At 62.6% G+C, this 14,701-nt stretch carries 18 protein-coding genes; 11 read left to right on the top strand and 7 right to left on the bottom strand.

What is annotated here, in order from left to right; translation table 11 throughout:
• The first annotated feature begins 4 nt into the window (after window positions 1-4).
• The 3 genes from pstB to phoB all read left to right on the top strand — a co-directional run bounded on the left by pstB (window position 5) and on the right by phoB (window position 2,356).
• A complete protein-coding gene (gene pstB / locus PCJ21_RS10300; protein ID WP_269931307.1) occupies window positions 5-826 on the top strand; it encodes a phosphate ABC transporter ATP-binding protein PstB in 822 nt (273 codons plus the stop codon).
• Between the two features lie 39 nt (window positions 827-865).
• Window positions 866-1,570: a phosphate signaling complex protein PhoU gene (phoU, locus tag PCJ21_RS10295; protein WP_269931306.1), complete on the top strand. Its 705-nt coding sequence runs from the start codon at window positions 866-868 to the stop codon at window positions 1,568-1,570.
• Between the two features lie 96 nt (window positions 1,571-1,666).
• Window positions 1,667-2,356 carry a phosphate regulon transcriptional regulator PhoB gene (gene phoB / locus PCJ21_RS10290; protein WP_269931305.1) on the top strand — a complete coding sequence of 230 codons (690 nt, stop codon included), beginning with the start codon at window positions 1,667-1,669 and terminating at the stop codon, window positions 2,354-2,356.
• On the opposite strand, the gene PCJ21_RS10285 is transcribed toward phoB, so the two are convergent.
• Window positions 2,353-3,585, bottom strand: coding sequence for an ROK family protein (locus PCJ21_RS10285; RefSeq protein WP_269931304.1), 1,233 nt, complete (start codon window positions 3,583-3,585; stop codon window positions 2,353-2,355). The genes phoB and PCJ21_RS10285 overlap by 4 nt on opposite strands.
• A gap of 343 nt (window positions 3,586-3,928) precedes the next feature.
• Here PCJ21_RS10285 and xylF point away from each other — a divergent pair, with 343 nt between their 5' ends.
• The 4 genes from xylF (at window position 3,929) to PCJ21_RS10265 (ending at window position 8,983) form a co-directional block, all read left to right on the top strand.
• The gene (xylF, locus tag PCJ21_RS10280) at window positions 3,929-4,969 is read left to right on the top strand and encodes a D-xylose ABC transporter substrate-binding protein (RefSeq protein ID WP_269931303.1); all 1,041 of its coding nucleotides are present in this window, start codon (window positions 3,929-3,931) and stop codon (window positions 4,967-4,969) included.
• 146 nt (window positions 4,970-5,115) lie between these two features.
• A complete protein-coding gene (locus PCJ21_RS10275) occupies window positions 5,116-6,468 on the top strand; it encodes a sugar ABC transporter permease (protein WP_269931302.1) in 1,353 nt (450 codons plus the stop codon).
• Between the two features lie 21 nt (window positions 6,469-6,489).
• Window positions 6,490-7,272: an ATP-binding cassette domain-containing protein gene (locus PCJ21_RS10270; protein ID WP_269931301.1), complete on the top strand. Its 783-nt coding sequence runs from the start codon at window positions 6,490-6,492 to the stop codon at window positions 7,270-7,272.
• A gap of 109 nt (window positions 7,273-7,381) precedes the next feature.
• Window positions 7,382-8,983: a CHASE domain-containing protein gene (locus PCJ21_RS10265; RefSeq protein ID WP_269931300.1), complete on the top strand. Its 1,602-nt coding sequence runs from the start codon at window positions 7,382-7,384 to the stop codon at window positions 8,981-8,983.
• A gap of 72 nt (window positions 8,984-9,055) precedes the next feature.
• Here PCJ21_RS10265 and PCJ21_RS10260 read toward each other — a convergent pair whose 3' ends face one another.
• The 5 genes from PCJ21_RS10260 to PCJ21_RS10240 form a co-directional block, all read right to left on the bottom strand.
• Window positions 9,056-9,301 (bottom strand): YMGG-like glycine zipper-containing protein, encoded by a 246-nt coding sequence (locus tag PCJ21_RS10260; RefSeq protein WP_269931299.1) that lies wholly within the window; start codon window positions 9,299-9,301, stop codon window positions 9,056-9,058.
• 131 nt (window positions 9,302-9,432) lie between these two features.
• Entirely contained in the window at window positions 9,433-9,750 is a 318-nt protein-coding gene (locus tag PCJ21_RS10255; protein WP_269931298.1) for a hypothetical protein, read from the bottom strand.
• A 107-nt stretch (window positions 9,751-9,857) separates the two neighbouring features.
• On the bottom strand, window positions 9,858-10,847 hold the full coding sequence (locus PCJ21_RS10250) for a sensor histidine kinase (RefSeq protein ID WP_269931297.1): 990 nt from the start codon (window positions 10,845-10,847) through the stop codon (window positions 9,858-9,860).
• A 168-nt stretch (window positions 10,848-11,015) separates the two neighbouring features.
• Complete coding sequence (locus PCJ21_RS10245; protein WP_269931296.1) at window positions 11,016-11,183, bottom strand: DUF1328 domain-containing protein; 168 nt, start codon at window positions 11,181-11,183, stop codon at window positions 11,016-11,018.
• A 79-nt stretch (window positions 11,184-11,262) separates the two neighbouring features.
• Window positions 11,263-12,057: a response regulator gene (locus PCJ21_RS10240; RefSeq protein ID WP_269931295.1), complete on the bottom strand. Its 795-nt coding sequence runs from the start codon at window positions 12,055-12,057 to the stop codon at window positions 11,263-11,265.
• 222 nt (window positions 12,058-12,279) lie between these two features.
• On the opposite strand from PCJ21_RS10240, the gene PCJ21_RS10235 reads away from it, so the two are divergent.
• Window positions 12,280-12,477, top strand: coding sequence for a NepR family anti-sigma factor (locus PCJ21_RS10235; protein ID WP_269931294.1), 198 nt, complete (start codon window positions 12,280-12,282; stop codon window positions 12,475-12,477).
• Between the two features lie 6 nt (window positions 12,478-12,483).
• Window positions 12,484-13,032 (top strand): RNA polymerase sigma factor, encoded by a 549-nt coding sequence (locus PCJ21_RS10230; protein WP_269931293.1) that lies wholly within the window; start codon window positions 12,484-12,486, stop codon window positions 13,030-13,032.
• Here PCJ21_RS10230 and PCJ21_RS10225 read toward each other — a convergent pair.
• Window positions 13,018-13,350, bottom strand: a complete 333-nt coding sequence (locus PCJ21_RS10225; RefSeq protein WP_269931292.1) for a response regulator — start codon at window positions 13,348-13,350, stop codon at window positions 13,018-13,020. The genes PCJ21_RS10230 and PCJ21_RS10225 overlap by 15 nt on opposite strands.
• A 475-nt stretch (window positions 13,351-13,825) precedes the next feature.
• Here PCJ21_RS10225 and PCJ21_RS10220 point away from each other — a divergent pair, with 475 nt between their 5' ends.
• Both PCJ21_RS10220 and PCJ21_RS10215 read left to right on the top strand, forming a co-directional pair.
• Window positions 13,826-14,152 (top strand): DUF883 family protein, encoded by a 327-nt coding sequence (locus tag PCJ21_RS10220; protein WP_269931514.1) that lies wholly within the window; start codon window positions 13,826-13,828, stop codon window positions 14,150-14,152.
• Window positions 14,153-14,173: 21 nt separating this feature from the next.
• A complete protein-coding gene (locus tag PCJ21_RS10215; RefSeq protein ID WP_269931291.1) occupies window positions 14,174-14,629 on the top strand; it encodes a hypothetical protein in 456 nt (151 codons plus the stop codon).
• Window positions 14,630-14,701 lie beyond the last annotated feature (72 nt).

Here is a 14,701-nt window from a genome sequence, read left to right as displayed (position 1 = left end):
TGCTATGAACATCATGACCGAGAAAAAACTCGAAGACGCGGTGAACGCCGAGATGAACAAACCAAACGACATCATCAAGATGCGCGGCGACAAGGTCACCGTGCACTATGGCGAGAAGCAGGCGCTGTTCGGCGTCGACCTCAACGTGCGGCAGAACCAGGTGACGGCGCTGATCGGACCTTCGGGCTGCGGCAAGTCGACCTTCCTGCGCTGCCTCAACCGGATGAACGACACCATTGACGGCGCCAGCGTCGGCGGCAAGATCACGCTGGACGGCGAAGACATCTACGATCCGAAGATCGACGTGGTGGAACTGCGCGCCCGTGTCGGCATGGTGTTCCAGAAGCCGAACCCATTTCCGAAGTCGATCTACGAGAATGTCGCCTACGGCCCGCGCATCCACGGACTTGCCAGGAACAAGGCCGAGCTCGACGAGATCGTCGAGAAGTCCCTGCAGAAGGCTGCGTTGTGGAACGAAGCCAAGGATCGTCTCAACGAGCCGGGCACCGGCCTGTCGGGCGGCCAGCAGCAGCGCCTGTGCATCGCCCGCGCCATCGCCGTTTCTCCCGAAGTCATCCTGATGGACGAGCCGTGCTCGGCGCTCGACCCGATTGCCACCGCCAAGGTGGAGGAGCTGATCGACGAACTGCGCGAGAACTACACGATCGTCATCGTGACGCACTCGATGCAGCAGGCGGCGCGCGTGTCGCAGCGAACGGCGATGTTCCACCTCGGCTACCTGGTCGAGGAAGGCCCGACCGACAAGATGTTCACCAACCCCGACGACAAGCGGACGCAGGACTACATCACCGGCCGCTTCGGCTGAGTGAGTTTTCGCCACGGCACACGAGACGAGGAAGAAATCATGGGCGAACATACAGTCCGGTCCTTCGACGAAGAACTCCAGCACGTCGACCAGGTCATCTGCGACATGGGCGACCTGGCCGGCTCGATGGTGGCCGGCGCGATCCGGGCGCTGTTGTCGTCCGACCAGGCGCTGGCGCAGAACATCGTCGCCGACGACGTGATGATGGACGCCAAGCAGCGCGAACTCGACAACAGCGCAATCACGCTGATCGCCAAGCGCCAGCCGATGGCGCAGGACTTGCGCGCGGTGGTCGGCGCCATCCGCATGGCGGGCGATCTCGAGCGCATCGGCGACCTGGCCAAGAACATCGCCAAGCGTGTCGGCGCCGTCGGCCAGTCGCCGACGCCGCGCAACCTGTCGCACTCCATCGACGCGATGGCGCAGCTGGTGCTGGGCCAGGTCCGCGGCGTGGTCGACCTCTATGTCGCGCGCCAGGCCGAAGGCCTGAAGGAACTGCGCGCCGACGACCAGAAGATCGATATCCAGTACACGGCTGTGTTTCGCGAACTCCTGACCTACATGATGGAGGATCCGCGCAACATCACGGCCTGCACGCATCTGTTGTTCTGCGCCAAGAACCTCGAGCGCATCGGCGACCACGTCACCAACATCGCCGAGAACGCCTATTTTGTGGTCACCGGCACGCAACTGCCGCTCAACCGTCCGAAGGTCGACGAGACCTCGACGACCGTGCCGGTCTGAGAACTTCCGCAACCGCATGCGTTTGGCGCGGGCGCGCTGCACAGGTTAATCAGCGCATGGTCCGAAAGCGGCCATGCGCCAACATAAGGACAGCCGATGATCGCTCCCAAGGTCATGGTCGTCGAAGACGAAGAGCCGCTGGGCGTGCTGCTTCGCTACAATCTCGAATCCGAAGGCTACCAGGTCGAGGTCGTCACGCGTGGCGACGAGGCCGAGATCCGGCTGCAGGAAAACGTACCCGATCTCCTCGTCCTCGACTGGATGGTGCCGGCGCTCTCGGGCATCGAGCTGTGCCGACGGCTGCGGATGCGCCCCGACACCGAACGCCTGCCGATCATCATGCTGACGGCACGTGGCGAGGAAAGCGACCGGGTGAGGGGCCTGTCGACCGGAGCGGACGACTATCTCGTCAAGCCGTTCTCGACGCCCGAATTCATGGCGCGCGTCAAGGCGCTGCTGCGCCGCGCCAAGCCCGAGGTGCTGTCGTCGGTGCTCAAGGTCGGCGACATCCTGCTCGACCGGGAGTCGCACCGCGTCTATCGCAAGAAGAGCGAGATCAAGCTCGGGCCGACCGAGTTCCGCCTGCTCGAATTCATGATGCGTCACCCGGGCCGGGTGTTTTCGCGCAGCCAGCTGCTCGACAATGTCTGGGGCGAGACGATCTACATCGACGAGCGCACGGTTGACGTGCATGTCGGGCGATTGCGCAAGGCGGTCAACACCGGTCGCATGCCGGATGTGATCCGCACCATCAGGGGCGCCGGCTACGCCATCCGCGAGGATTAGGCGACGTCCTGGCGCAATGGCGCGCCGACGGCGAATATCTCCTGGTCGACATGGAGCAGGGCGCGCATCATCGAGCCTTCGCGGATGAGCGGCACCTCGTTCGGTTCGGTGTCGAAGGAAATCGCCTTGGAGTGCAGGCCGCCGGCCGTCTTGGCGATGGCTGCGCGAACATGCGGCTCCATCAGATCGAAAGCGGTCGCGCCAACGCCGACGAAGGCAAGCGGCGCCGGATCGAACAGCGCAAACATCGACCCAAGCCCGAAGCCGATGGCTTCGCCGGCCTTGCGGAACGCCTCGCGCTCTGGGCCGTCATGGTCGCGGGCGGCCCCGGCGAGGGCAGTGATGTCTTCATCCGACAGGTCGGCCGGCGGCTCGGCGTTTTCGTCGCCGATCCTGGCGTTGCGCCAGATGGCGTAGTTGCCGGCATAGGCTTCGATGCAGCCGCGGCGGCCGCAGCGGCAGAGCGCGCCGTCGGGGCGATGGATCATGTGGCCGAATTCGCCGCCCGAAGATTGGGTGCCGGTGAAAAGCTCACCCTTGATAACCAGGCCCATGCCGATGCCATGCGACAACAGGATGGCGATGAAGTCGTCGCGGTAGCGGACCGGGTCGCGCCAGCGCAATGCTTCGGCGATCATGTTACAGTCGTTCTCGACCGATACCGGCACGCCGAATTCTTGTTCGAGCCGGTCGGCGAAGTGAATGTCGTCATGCGGGGTGATCGGCGACCACAGCAGTTTGCGGGAGCCCGAGTCGGTGATGCCCTGCACGGCGAGCGTGATGCGCAGCAGCGGCGCGCCAACCAGCTCGCGCCCGTCTGTCAGGCGATGGATCATCGCCACGCATTCGTCGACCAGATCGTTTGCCGGCATCTGCTGGGTGTCGAGCTTGCGGCTTTCTTCGGCGATGGTGTTGCCGGCGTAGTCGATGACCGATGCCGACAGATGATTGAGCGACAGCACGACAGCCACGATCGATGCCGCCGACGCTTCCAGCTTGAGCGCGACCTGTGGGCGACCTCGCTTCATGGAGACCGGCTCGTAGCCCTTTGCCTCGGCCAGAATGCCTTCGGCGATAAGGTCGGAGGAGATTGTGGAGATGGTCGAATGGCTGAGGCCGGTGGTGGCGGCGATCTCGGTGCGCGAGGGCTGGCTGGCACGGCGAACGGCTGAAATGACCATCGCGCGATTGCGCCGTCTCAAATCGTCATGACGTACGCCGACTGACATTCCTCATCGTCCTCCCTGCGCGGGGCTGCCCTTCTGGTGCGGCAGTCGCGGTCGCATGCGCGTTGCCTCCACGGTCTTGGGCGAGGGAGGCGGATCGATGCGACTTTGTGCATGATCGGCGCTGAAAATCGATCCTCGCCGATGGGGTCATGCACAGGCATTCTGGCAGATGACGGGTGAATTGTCCCGAATTATTTCGACGCACGAAAAAAATATGGCGCCCGGCGAAACCATGTTGACAGTGCTGGGGCATTGAGTCACTATTTTTTCGAGGCTCGAAAAAAAGAGCTTCTCCAAGGGCTATCGCGAAGTAGGCGCGCCCATTGGGCGCAGGGAGGAAATCATGAGGAAATTTACCACCGCCATTCTTGCCGGTGTCGCCATGACTCTGTCGCTTTCGGCAGTGGCTTCGGCGAAGGACAAGGTCATCGGCGTGTCGTGGTCGAACTTCCAGGAAGAACGCTGGAAGACCGACGAAGCCGCCATGAAGGCCGCCATTGAGGCCGCCGGCGACAAGTACATTTCGGCCGACGCCCAGTCGTCGCCCGCCAAGCAGCTGACCGACGTCGAAAGCCTGATTTCGCAAGGCGCCAACGCGCTGATCATCCTGGCGCAGGACGCATCGGCCATCGGACCGGCTGTCGACAAGGCCGTCGCCGAGGGCATTCCGGTTGTCGGCTACGATCGCCTGATCGAAAACAAGGATGCCTTCTACCTGACCTTCGACAACAAGGAAGTCGGTCGCATGCAGGCCAGGGGCGTGTTCGCCGCCAAGCCTGAAGGCAACTACGTCTTCATCAAGGGCAGCGGTGCCGATCCGAACGCCGACTTCCTGTTCGCCGGCCAGATGGAAGTGCTCAAGGAAGCCATCGACGGCGGCAAGATCAAGAATGTCGGCGAGGCCTACACCGATGGCTGGCTGCCGGCCAACGCCCAGAAGAACATGGAACAGTTCCTGACCGCCAACGACAACAAGATCGACGCGGTCGTGGCCTCGAACGACGGCACCGCCGGCGGCGCGATCGCAGCACTCCAGGCGCAGGGCCTCGCCGGCTCGGTGCCGGTGTCGGGCCAGGACGGCGACCATGCCGCGCTGAACCGCATCGCGCTCGGCACCCAGACCGTTTCGGTGTGGAAGGATGCGCGCGAACTCGGCAAGAACGCCGCCGAGATCGCCTCGCAGCTCGCCGACGGCAAGAAGATGGAAGAGATCGCCAACGTCACCAAGTTCAAGACGCCGGGCGGCCTCGAGCTGAATTCGGTCTTCCTGACGCCTGTTCCGATCACCAAGGACAACCTCAACGTCGTCATCGACGCCGGCTGGGTTGGCAAGGACGTGGTCTGCCAGGGCGTGGCCGCCGGTTCGGTTCCTGCCTGCAACTAAACGATCGGCCTGATCGGTCAAACGCCGCGGTCCAAAAATGGAACCGCGGCGTTTTTCAAAAAGCGCCCGCTTCATGACATGGCGGATTGCCCCTATCATGCGCACACCGGCTGCCGCGAAGACGGCCACCCGGTTGGGAGGTAGCAATGACTGACACCACTTCCAACGCGCCGGCCGACCGTGCGCGAACGACCGAGCTCAGCCTGGTCGGACGCTTTCTCCGCGACACCGAGATCGACACCCGCATGCTTGGCATGATTGGCGCGCTGGTGCTGATCTGGGTCGGGCTGCAGGTGATTTCGAGCTGGCGTCTCGGCGTCAATCCGTTCGAGTTCGACAGCCGCACCTTCCTGACTGCCCGCAACCTGTGGAACCTGTCGGTGCAAGCTTCTGCCGTAGCCATCATGGCTACTGGCATGGTGCTGATCATTGTCATGCGCAACATCGATTTGTCGGTCGGCTCGGCCGAGGGCGTGATCGGCATGGTGATGGGCTTTGCCCAGGTGCATTTCCTGGTCAAGGCCGTCGGTCTCGAACTCGGAAATCCGTGGATCTGGGCCTTGGCTCTCCTCATCGGCATTGTGCTGGGTCTGGTGATTGGCGCTCTGCAAGGCTTCATCATCGCCTATATGGGGGTTCCCGCTTTCATCGTGACGCTGGGCGGATTTCTGATTTGGCGCGGGGCGGCCTGGTGGGTCACGTCAGGCCAGACGATCGCGCCGCTCGATGCGAATTTCCAGCTCATGGGTGGTGGTCCGCAGGGGGCCATCGGCGCTACGTGGAGCTGGATCATCGGTCTTGTCGCGTGCCTTGCTGTGGTCCTCGTACTGCTGAATGGCCGCCAGCAACGCAAGCGCTTCAAGTTCCCGCTGCGGCCACTCTGGGCCGAGGCGTTTCTTGGCACGATCACCTGCGGTGTGATTCTCGGTGCGGTGTGGATTGCCAATTCTTATCCCTGGCCGATCGGAATCGTGCGCAAATACGCCGAGGCCAACGGCATCACCATCCCTGAAGGCGGGCTGTTCATCGCCCATGGCATTGCCATTCCCGTGCTGATCGCGGTGGCGGTGGGCATCGTCATGACCTTCGTCACCAACCGCACCCGCTTCGGCCGCTATGTCTTCGCCATCGGCGGTAATCCTGAAGCAGCCAATCTCGCCGGCATCAACACGCGCTGGATCACTATGAAGGTGTTCATGATCATGGGCGTGCTGGCCGCGATCAGCGCTGCTATCTCTACTGCCCGCCTGAACTCGGCTACCAATTCGCTGGGCACGCTGGACGAGCTTCTGGTCATCGCGGCCGCCGTCATCGGTGGCACTTCGCTGGCCGGCGGTTCGGGCACGGTTGCGGGCGCCATGCTGGGTGCGCTTCTGATGCAGTCGCTGCAGTCGGGCATGGTGCTGCTCAGCATCGATACGCCGCTGCAGAACATCGTCGTCGGCATGGTGCTGATCGTGGCCGTGTGGCTCGACACGCTCTACCGCAAGCGCGTCTAACGAAATCCGGGAGCCAAGATCATGGAACAGACCCCGCTCGTCGACCTCAAGAACATCTCCATCGCCTTCGGCGGCATCCGCGCCGTCGACGATGCCTCGGTCGACCTCTATCCCGGCGAAGTGGTGGCGCTGCTCGGCCACAACGGCGCCGGCAAGTCGACGCTGATCAAGATCCTGTCGGGCGCCTACAAGCGCGACGCCGGTGCGATCTACGTCAATGGCGAGGAAGCTCAGATATCCAACCCGCGCGACGCCAAGAAATATGGCATCGAGACGATCTACCAGACGCTGGCGCTGGCCGACAATGTCGACGCCGCCGCCAATCTCTTCCTCGGGCGCGAGATCATGACGGCTTACGGCACGCTCGACGATGTCGCCATGGAGGCAGAGGCGCGCAAGGTGATGGGCCGGCTCAACCCGCGCTTCCAGCGCTTCAAGGAGCCGGTGAGCAAGCTGTCAGGCGGCCAGCGCCAATCGGTGGCGATCGCCCGTGCCATCCTGTTCAACGCGCGCATCCTGATCATGGACGAGCCGACGGCCGCACTTGGTCCGCAGGAGACGGCGCAGGTCGGCGAACTGGTCAAGCAACTGAAGGCCGACGGCATCGGCATCTTCCTGATCAGCCACGACATCCACGACGTGTTCGATCTCGCCGACCGCGTCTGCGTGATGAAGAACGGCCAGGTGGTGGGCACTGCGCGCACCCAGGACGTGACCAAGGACGAGGTGCTCGGCATGATCATCCTTGGCAAATGCCCACCCGGCGCCGTTCCCGGACCGGGAGCTATGCAGATCGCGGCCTGACCCGGCCTTTGCCGGCTCAGCCGTCACCTGTCTGCACGATCGCGAAAAGCAGTTTCACCTCTGTGCGATCGTGCTTTAATGGTTCGTGGGTGACGCGAGCCGGCCGGAATTGAGAAAGTACTTCCCCAGTCTGATCTTTGTTGCCATGACGCTCGTCAGCCTGACGATGGCTGCGCTCGTCTATCTGGCAACTGTGGAGGCGGCGCGGATCAAGTTCCAGTCGGTCGCCGACGATGCGCTCAACCGCATCGAGGGCAGGCTGGAGTTCGACCTTGCCTTGCTGCATGCGACGCAGGCGATGTTCGTGGCGCAGAAGGGCAATCTCTCACGCGACCAGTTCCGCGACTATTTCGCTTCGCTCGATGCCGAGAGGAATTTCCCGAGCCTGCGCGGCATAGGCTTCCTGCGGCTGATCGACAGCGGCCAAAGCGACATGGTCACGCGCGAACTGAAGGACGGCTACGGCATCAACCGGTCGCCATTCCCGGAAACAACGCTGGAATGGCGAACGCCCATCGTGCTGTTCGAGCCGATGAACAAGGCCAGCCTCGATGCGATGGGCTACGACATGGCGACCGATCCGCTGCGCCGTACCGCGATCGAATCGGCGATGGCGGCACAGGGGGAACCCAGGGCGACGGGCAGGGTGCTGCTCGGCCAAAGCGATAATGAACGGCAGCCCGGGATTCTGGTGTTTTCGCGCGTCGACCGCCCGGCGGCCGATGGTTCGGCGCCGGCCGGCTTCCTCTATGTCGCCTTCCGCACGGCAGAACTGTTCCAGGCAGCGCTTGGCAAGGCGCCGCTGCTGCCGGTCGCGGTGGAAGTATTCGACGGGACGATGGGCGATGACACGCTGCTGTTCCGCTCGGAAGTGCCGCCCGATCCCAGCTACGGCAACGAGTTCTCGGTTGCGCGCGAGGCCAATGTCGCCGGCCGCAAGTGGATCGTCAATTTCAGGCCGAGCACGGCTTTCGTGCCGCCTTCGCCGCGCGCCGCGCCACTGATGCTGGGGCTGTTCGGGCTGGTGCTGGCCGGTTCCATCGCACTGGTTGCCCGCTACCAGCAACGCGCCTACGAGGCGGCGGCGCAGCTTCACGAAACGACCGAAAAGAGCCTTCTCGAAAAGGACCTGATGCTTCAGGAAATGAAGCATCGCATCAAGAACTCGATCGCGCGGGTGTTGGCGATGGCTCGTCAGACGGCGGCGCACTCCAAGGATATCGATGAATTCTCGGCATCGTTCTCGGCGCGGCTGCAGGCGATGGCTGCGTCGCAGGACATGCTGACGCGTTCGCGCTGGCAAAAGGCCGACCTGAGCGAGTTGTTGCGGATCGAACTTGGCCAGGTGTTCGGCAAGGAATTGCCCGCGGACATGATGAGCGGTCCTGCGGTCGAACTCGACGAGACGACGACCCAGGCGCTCGGGCTGACCTTCCACGAACTGGCGACCAACGCGCTGAAATATGGCGTTGGCGACAATTCGGTTGGCGAGCTGAAGGTGGATTGGCGCCTGAACGGCCAGGGCAAGCGGCGGCGACTGGTGCTCAACTGGGCCGAACACAACGGCAATGGCGTATCTGCACCTGAGAAGACCGGCTTCGGCACCAAGCTGATCGACATGAACATCACCCGCGAACTCGATGGCCAGATCGTGCGGCGCTACGCCGAAGACGGGTTGAGGGTGGAGATCGACATACCCTATCGCGGCTGAAGGCCTCAACGTGGGCAAAGAAAAACCCGACGACGGCCAGAGCCGTCGCCGGGTTTTGGCTGCAAAGCCGTCTTAGCGGCAGCGAGCCGTGTAGATCTGGCCGCGGCTGTTGCGATATTCGCAGTAGCCATTGCGAAGATTGCGGACGAGCAGACCCGAGGCCGCGCCGACGGCGCCGCCGATCAGCGCACCCCTGCCGCCGCCGATCAGCGCGCCAGCGACCGCGCCAACGCCCGTGCCGGTTGCAACGTCGCGTTCGGTCGTCGTGCAGCCGGAAACAGCGATGACAGCTGCAACGGCCAGAATGACTTTCTTCATTTGGTTGAATCCTCTCACAAAAATAGCGTCCCCGCCGCTATTTAGCGTACTGGGCGCAAATTCCAAATCGAATTTGACGCCTGTCCGGCGCGATTTCTACAGAACGTTCGCTTCCGGCCGGCGAAACATGATCACTGGGTAAAACCTGTGGTTGAAGATAAGCTGGATGCGGTGACCACGCCGGAAACCGACAAATCGGCCACCAATGCACCGTTCGGCAGCACCTTCCAGGTCAACTGGTCGTAGTCGTCTTCAAGCGCCGGGTCGACCTGCAGGCACTTCGCAAACAACCTGGGATGTTGCGGCGCGAGCGTCCGCAAAGCCTCGGGCAGTTCGGACTCGCAATCGTCGAAGGCCTCGAAAACGGCGGTCGGCGGAGCCACCTCGCGGCACCCCGACAGGTCAGGCGAACAGGAGACGACAAGTAGCAGTGCTGCGATGTGTTCCATGGCATATCACCTTCTGCCAAGAACGATGATGCCCGGCGAAAAGTTCCGTACGCCAAATGGCTCACCTGCATTTGGCTGCTGGTGCCGAGTCGTCTCTCACCGGCCAATCACTCAAGCTCGAAATTGGACTTCGGCATGAAGAGGCGATAGCTCACCTTGTCCGGTCCGATGTCGAGCTCGGCGGTGCCGTTGAGCGCTGCCGGCACGATGCGTTCGAGCGCAACGCTGCCGAACTTTTTCTTGCGCGACACCGCGTCCGTCCCGGGGGCGATCGTTTCGATCCAGCTCAAACCCATCCTGGCATCGCCATTGGCGCCTTCCATCGCCACCGCCACATCGATGTAGCCGTCGGCGCGGGACAGCGCGCCATAGCTCACCGAGTTGACCGCAAGCTCATGGACTGCAAGGCCGACATGCAGCGCGGCGTTTGGATTGAGGTAGGGGTCTTCACCCGAGAAGCGAAGCATGCGCTGGGGGTTGGCCGCGTAGCGTCCTACCTGACCGACGACCAGTTCGCGAAACTCGGCGCCGCGCCAGTTCGACGAGGTGACCAGGTCCTGCGACGAGGCGATGGATTGCAACCGCCCGCGAAAACGCAGCAGGAAGGTGTCGATGGAACCCGAGTAGCGCCCGGTCTGGGTGGCGATGCTCTGGATGATGGCCAGCAGGTTCTTCGAGCGGTGGCTGACCTCGCGCAGCAGCGCCCGGAGGGTCTGTTCGCGGCGCTTCTGCTCGGTGGTCTCGACAATGGTCAGAATGAGGCCGTCGACCTCGCCACTTTCGCCGAGATCCGCGTCGATCCAGAGATCGTACCAGCGCATTCCCTCGCTGTGATCGGCAAGGCTTACCTCAAGGCCTTCGGACTTGCCCGACGCGATGACGTTCTTCTTGGCCGCCACCAGGCGGTCCGCCTGTTGCGGCGGCAAGGTGGCGTCATCGCCGTGCGCGGCCACCCATGGCGGCGTTGCGTTGTGGGACCAGATCGTGCGCAGGTTGCGATCTTGGTAGAAGACCGCGATGCCGGCATTGCGCGAGACATATAGCAGAGCGGCGTCCAGCTTGGCGTGGTCCGATTGGGTGGGTGGAGCTGCCATCATGGATGCCTAGGTTCGCGCCGGGATGACGCTTGCGAATTTCCAATGCTGCCGGTTCCAATAACGGCACCGCCGGGCAGCACATCCTTGGGAGGGCGCTACCCGGCGGGACTGGAAACCGGTTGAGGGGAACGGTCTCCAGTTTCTTGGATGGTCTTCATGTTGCCGACGTTAGCCCGCCCGCCTGAACAGGCCAGCGATGAGCGAAATCACCAGGAACGCCAGGAAGATGAAGAACAGAATTTGCGCGATGCCAGCTGAAGTTCCCGCAATGCCGCCAAAGCCGAGAGCGCCGGCAATGATCGCGACGACGAGAAATACAAGCGCCCAGTAAAGCATGATCTATCTCCTTCAAATCTCGTATCAAAAAACGTGCCGCCCCGCGGAATGTTCCGTGGGGCGGCATCAAAAAGATGTTTCAGGCGACCGCCTTTGCCTGGCGATCGAAAAATAACGCCTGACTTATCAATGCCTTGACCATTTCAGGATTGAAAGGCTTGGTGACCAGGAACGCCGGTTCAGGGCGCTCGCCCGTCAGCAGGCGCTCGGGGAAGGCGGTGATGAAAATCACCGGCAGGGGCGCTGTCGACAGGATCTCGTTGACGGCGTCGATGCCGGAGCTGCCGTCGGCGAGCTGGATATCGGCCAGAACCATCTTTGGATTGGTCTTCCTGAACAAGGCAGCGGCCTCGGCATGGGTTCGAGCGGTGCCGACGACACGATGGCCAAGGCTCTCGACCATCTCCTCGATGTCCATGGCGATGAGCGGCTCATCCTCGATGATCAGGATGTCGGTCGCGACCTGACGTGAAATCTCGTTGCTCGCCTCCTGGAGAAGCTGGGCGAATTCGGCGTCGCCAACGTCCAGAATTTCGGCGGCTTCCGAATCGTTGAAGCCCTCAACGGCTACAAGCAGGAATGCCTGGCGTGGGTGGGGTGACAATGCCGAAAGGTTGGCGGCCGTGCGCACTTCCCATGCCGGGCCTGTGTCTTCCTGCGGCACCCGGATCGACACCGAGGTAAAAAGCTTGGCGAACAACTTGTAGAGCGCAATACGGTCGTTGGAAGCGCCGGGAAAAATATCGATGTTTGCAATGATCGCCTCAAGCATGGCGGCCACCAACGCGTCGCCGCTGGCCTGCGACCCTGAAACGGCGCGCGAGAACCGGCGCAGGTAGGGCAGATGCGGGGCGATTCTGGTGGAAAGTGTCATGGTTCGACGGCTCCCTCAGGTGATGTGATTGGTTCTGTGCGGCAGGCGCTTCGCTCCGCGCTTTCAGAACGCCAACAACGTTCTCTCGCATAAAAAGTTCCTTGGCGTGGAACCTATCTCCCGCCGGTGAGTTTTGTGCAGCATTCGGGCTGACCTGGGAGGGTCATGCCATGCCCTGCTTGTACGGGCAACGATGGGTGGGGCAAAGGGCAAAGCAGGAATATGACAGGTCAAGCAAGTGGCGCAGGTGGCGCCAAGCCGAAGCGCCAAGGCGACAGCGAGTTGCTAGGTTCAAATTCGGAAATTGGTCGTAAGCTAAAACTCTATTATGACGAGCTCGTGTCTGATGAAGTGCCGGATCGTTTCGCGCAGCTGCTGAGCCAGCTCGAGGAAACCGAACCGACGCAGCAGAAGGACTAACGAGGCATGGCAGCTTCCTCCGGCTTCAAGGCCGACTTGCTTGCGGCCATTCCCGGTTTGCGAGCCTTCGCAATGTCCCTCGCGCAACATGCCGACCGCGCCGACGATCTGGTGCAGGAAACGCTGGTCAAGGCGTGGGACAAGCAATCCAGCTTCCAGCCCGGCACCAACCTCAAGGCGTGGCTGTTCACCATCCTGCGCAATGAGTTCTACTCGCAAATGCGCAAGCGTGGCCGCGAGGTGCAGGACAGCGACGGGCTGATGACCGCGCGACTGGCCGTTCATCCGAGCCAGCCCGGGCGGCTCGACCTTGCCGACTTCCGCAAGGCGCTCGAGCAACTGCCGGAAGACCAGCGCGAAGCGATCATCCTCATCGGCGCTTCCGGTTTTTCCTATGAAGAAGCAGCAGAGATCTGCGGGTGCGCTGTGGGCACCATCAAGAGCCGTGTCAGCCGCGCGCGCAACAGGCTGCAGGAGATACTCGATATTTCAGGCGAAGCCGACTACGGCCCGGACGCGATCGCCGCCCAGGTCATGGGCTCATCCGTCAGTTGACGAGGCGGGCTTGCCGAAGCTCGCCACAACAGCCTCGACAAGGTCCGTTCCCGAGTAGGGTTTGCTGATGAGCCCAACCCCCGGGAATCCGGAAAAGATCTCATCGATGCGGTCGTAGCCGGTGGCAAATACGAACGGGACGCCGCTTGCTTCCAGCCCCTTGGCAAAATCGAGCGTCGGTTCGCCGTCGAGCATCACATCGATGATGGCGACGTCGAACGGCTGCGAGATGTTTTGCGCGTCGCGCAGATTGCTGGCGATGACGATGTCTTGTGCGCCATTGTCGCGGCAAAGCTGCTCGACATCGAACGCAATCAACGCCTCATCCTCCAAAACGAGGATACGCAGTCCGGAAAGTTGGGCAGCGGCCAAAGGGCGTATTCTCCATGGGATTTGACAGTACATTGGCTGCTGTTGCGCTTGCTGTCATTCAAAAAAGCAGCAACACGTGGCCGACACGCTCGACCTGTCGCTGGTCCACGCCAACAAGACGATCCGGAAGCTGATCGACCTCAAGATGGTGCAGTGGCGACATGGCGGCTGACAGATTCTGGATATGGAGACCCTGAAAGAGCTGGCGGGCTGGGATGGCCTTGATGAAGGTCAAAGGCCCCTGCTGAGAGCGGTAGCGATAGCGCCCGCAAAGACTGGCGCATTTGCCAGGATTTGCGTCCATTTTTGGCAGGCACCGGGCTGGCAAAAGCTGCCGGGGTCGGCGATGGTTGACGACGCACAAGGAACCGACTGGCAGATCAGGCGTTTCGACCCCGACGAAACCACAGGGAGCAATGACATGGCAGCTGCCGCAGGAAAGACCAGCACCGGCGCAAAATCGACGCCCGATCTTGAAGCCGACATCAGGCAGCTGAAGGCCGATATCGAGGAATTGACACGGCACCTGACGGAAACCGGCCAGCACGGCTATCGCGCCGCGCGGAGTGCGGCAAGCCAGGGCGCCGACCAGATGCGCGTTCAAGGCGAGGCGGCATACGAGACCTTGCGACACGGCGCGCGTGACCTTGAGGACCAGTTTCTTGCAAGTGTCCGCGAAAAGCCGGTGACATCGCTGGCAATCGCTGCAGGCGTCGGCTTTCTCGTTGCGCTTCTGGCGCGGCGCTAACCCAGGCCGGCCGGGGGACACATGCTGTCATCATTGCTTGCAAGTTTTGCCGCCGCGGAAACGTCGCTTGCCATCCGGCGGACGCGCCGCGCCGCGACCGCCTATGGCGCGGCCGTCGTGGTTGCCTGCGTGGGCATCGGCTTTCTGGTTGCCGCGGCGTTCATCTGGACGGCGCAGGAGTTCGGACGCATCGAGGCCGCCATCGGCTTCGGCGTCGGCTTTCTGGTGCTGGCAGGGCTTATCCTTGGCGTCCACAAGATGCTGGCGACATCGCGCACCCGCGAAGAACAGCAGCAACGCCGGGCCGACATGACCGCGCTGGGCACCTCGGCGGCGATGGCGCTTCTGCCGGCCTTGATGAGAAGCAAGGGCGGCATCGGGGCGCTCCTTGGGCCGGTCGTCGCATTGGCCGCCTATGCGATCATCCGGGAACACCGCAAGGGTTCGGGCGATGGCGACGGCGTGGCCGGCGAATAGGCACGGCGCCGCGCATCCTTTTGGACGCGCAAGGGACGCTGCAGCGCCTTGAATCCTTCCCGGAATCGGTTC

Origin of the sequence: Aminobacter sp. HY435 (assembly GCF_027568395.1) — a bacterium.
GTDB lineage: Bacteria > Pseudomonadota > Alphaproteobacteria > Rhizobiales > Rhizobiaceae > Aminobacter.
This window is presented reverse-complemented; position numbering and strand designations above follow the sequence as displayed.

Bases quoted from the DNA above. Each gene is read 5' to 3' on its own strand.
- PCJ21_RS10270 (WP_269931301.1), top strand. From the start codon at position 6,490: ATGGAACAGACCCCGCTCGTCGACCTCAAGAACATCTCCATCGCCTTC.
- PCJ21_RS10220 (WP_269931514.1), top strand. From the start codon at position 13,826: ATGGCAGCTGCCGCAGGAAAGACCAGCACCGGCGCAAAATCGACGCCC.
- PCJ21_RS10235 (WP_269931294.1), top strand. From the start codon at position 12,280: ATGACAGGTCAAGCAAGTGGCGCAGGTGGCGCCAAGCCGAAGCGCCAA.
- phoB (WP_269931305.1), top strand. From the start codon at position 1,667: ATGATCGCTCCCAAGGTCATGGTCGTCGAAGACGAAGAGCCGCTGGGC.
- xylF (WP_269931303.1), top strand. From the start codon at position 3,929: ATGAGGAAATTTACCACCGCCATTCTTGCCGGTGTCGCCATGACTCTG.
- phoU (WP_269931306.1), top strand. From the start codon at position 866: ATGGGCGAACATACAGTCCGGTCCTTCGACGAAGAACTCCAGCACGTC.
- PCJ21_RS10245 (WP_269931296.1), bottom strand. From the start codon at position 11,183: ATGCTTTACTGGGCGCTTGTATTTCTCGTCGTCGCGATCATTGCCGGC.
- PCJ21_RS10255 (WP_269931298.1), bottom strand. From the start codon at position 9,750: ATGGAACACATCGCAGCACTGCTACTTGTCGTCTCCTGTTCGCCTGAC.
- PCJ21_RS10260 (WP_269931299.1), bottom strand. From the start codon at position 9,301: ATGAAGAAAGTCATTCTGGCCGTTGCAGCTGTCATCGCTGTTTCCGGC.
- PCJ21_RS10275 (WP_269931302.1), top strand. From the start codon at position 5,116: ATGACTGACACCACTTCCAACGCGCCGGCCGACCGTGCGCGAACGACC.
- PCJ21_RS10230 (WP_269931293.1), top strand. From the start codon at position 12,484: ATGGCAGCTTCCTCCGGCTTCAAGGCCGACTTGCTTGCGGCCATTCCC.
- PCJ21_RS10250 (WP_269931297.1), bottom strand. From the start codon at position 10,847: ATGATGGCAGCTCCACCCACCCAATCGGACCACGCCAAGCTGGACGCC.
- pstB (WP_269931307.1), top strand. From the start codon at position 5: ATGAACATCATGACCGAGAAAAAACTCGAAGACGCGGTGAACGCCGAG.
- PCJ21_RS10215 (WP_269931291.1), top strand. From the start codon at position 14,174: ATGCTGTCATCATTGCTTGCAAGTTTTGCCGCCGCGGAAACGTCGCTT.
- PCJ21_RS10240 (WP_269931295.1), bottom strand. From the start codon at position 12,057: ATGACACTTTCCACCAGAATCGCCCCGCATCTGCCCTACCTGCGCCGG.
- PCJ21_RS10285 (WP_269931304.1), bottom strand. From the start codon at position 3,585: ATGTCAGTCGGCGTACGTCATGACGATTTGAGACGGCGCAATCGCGCG.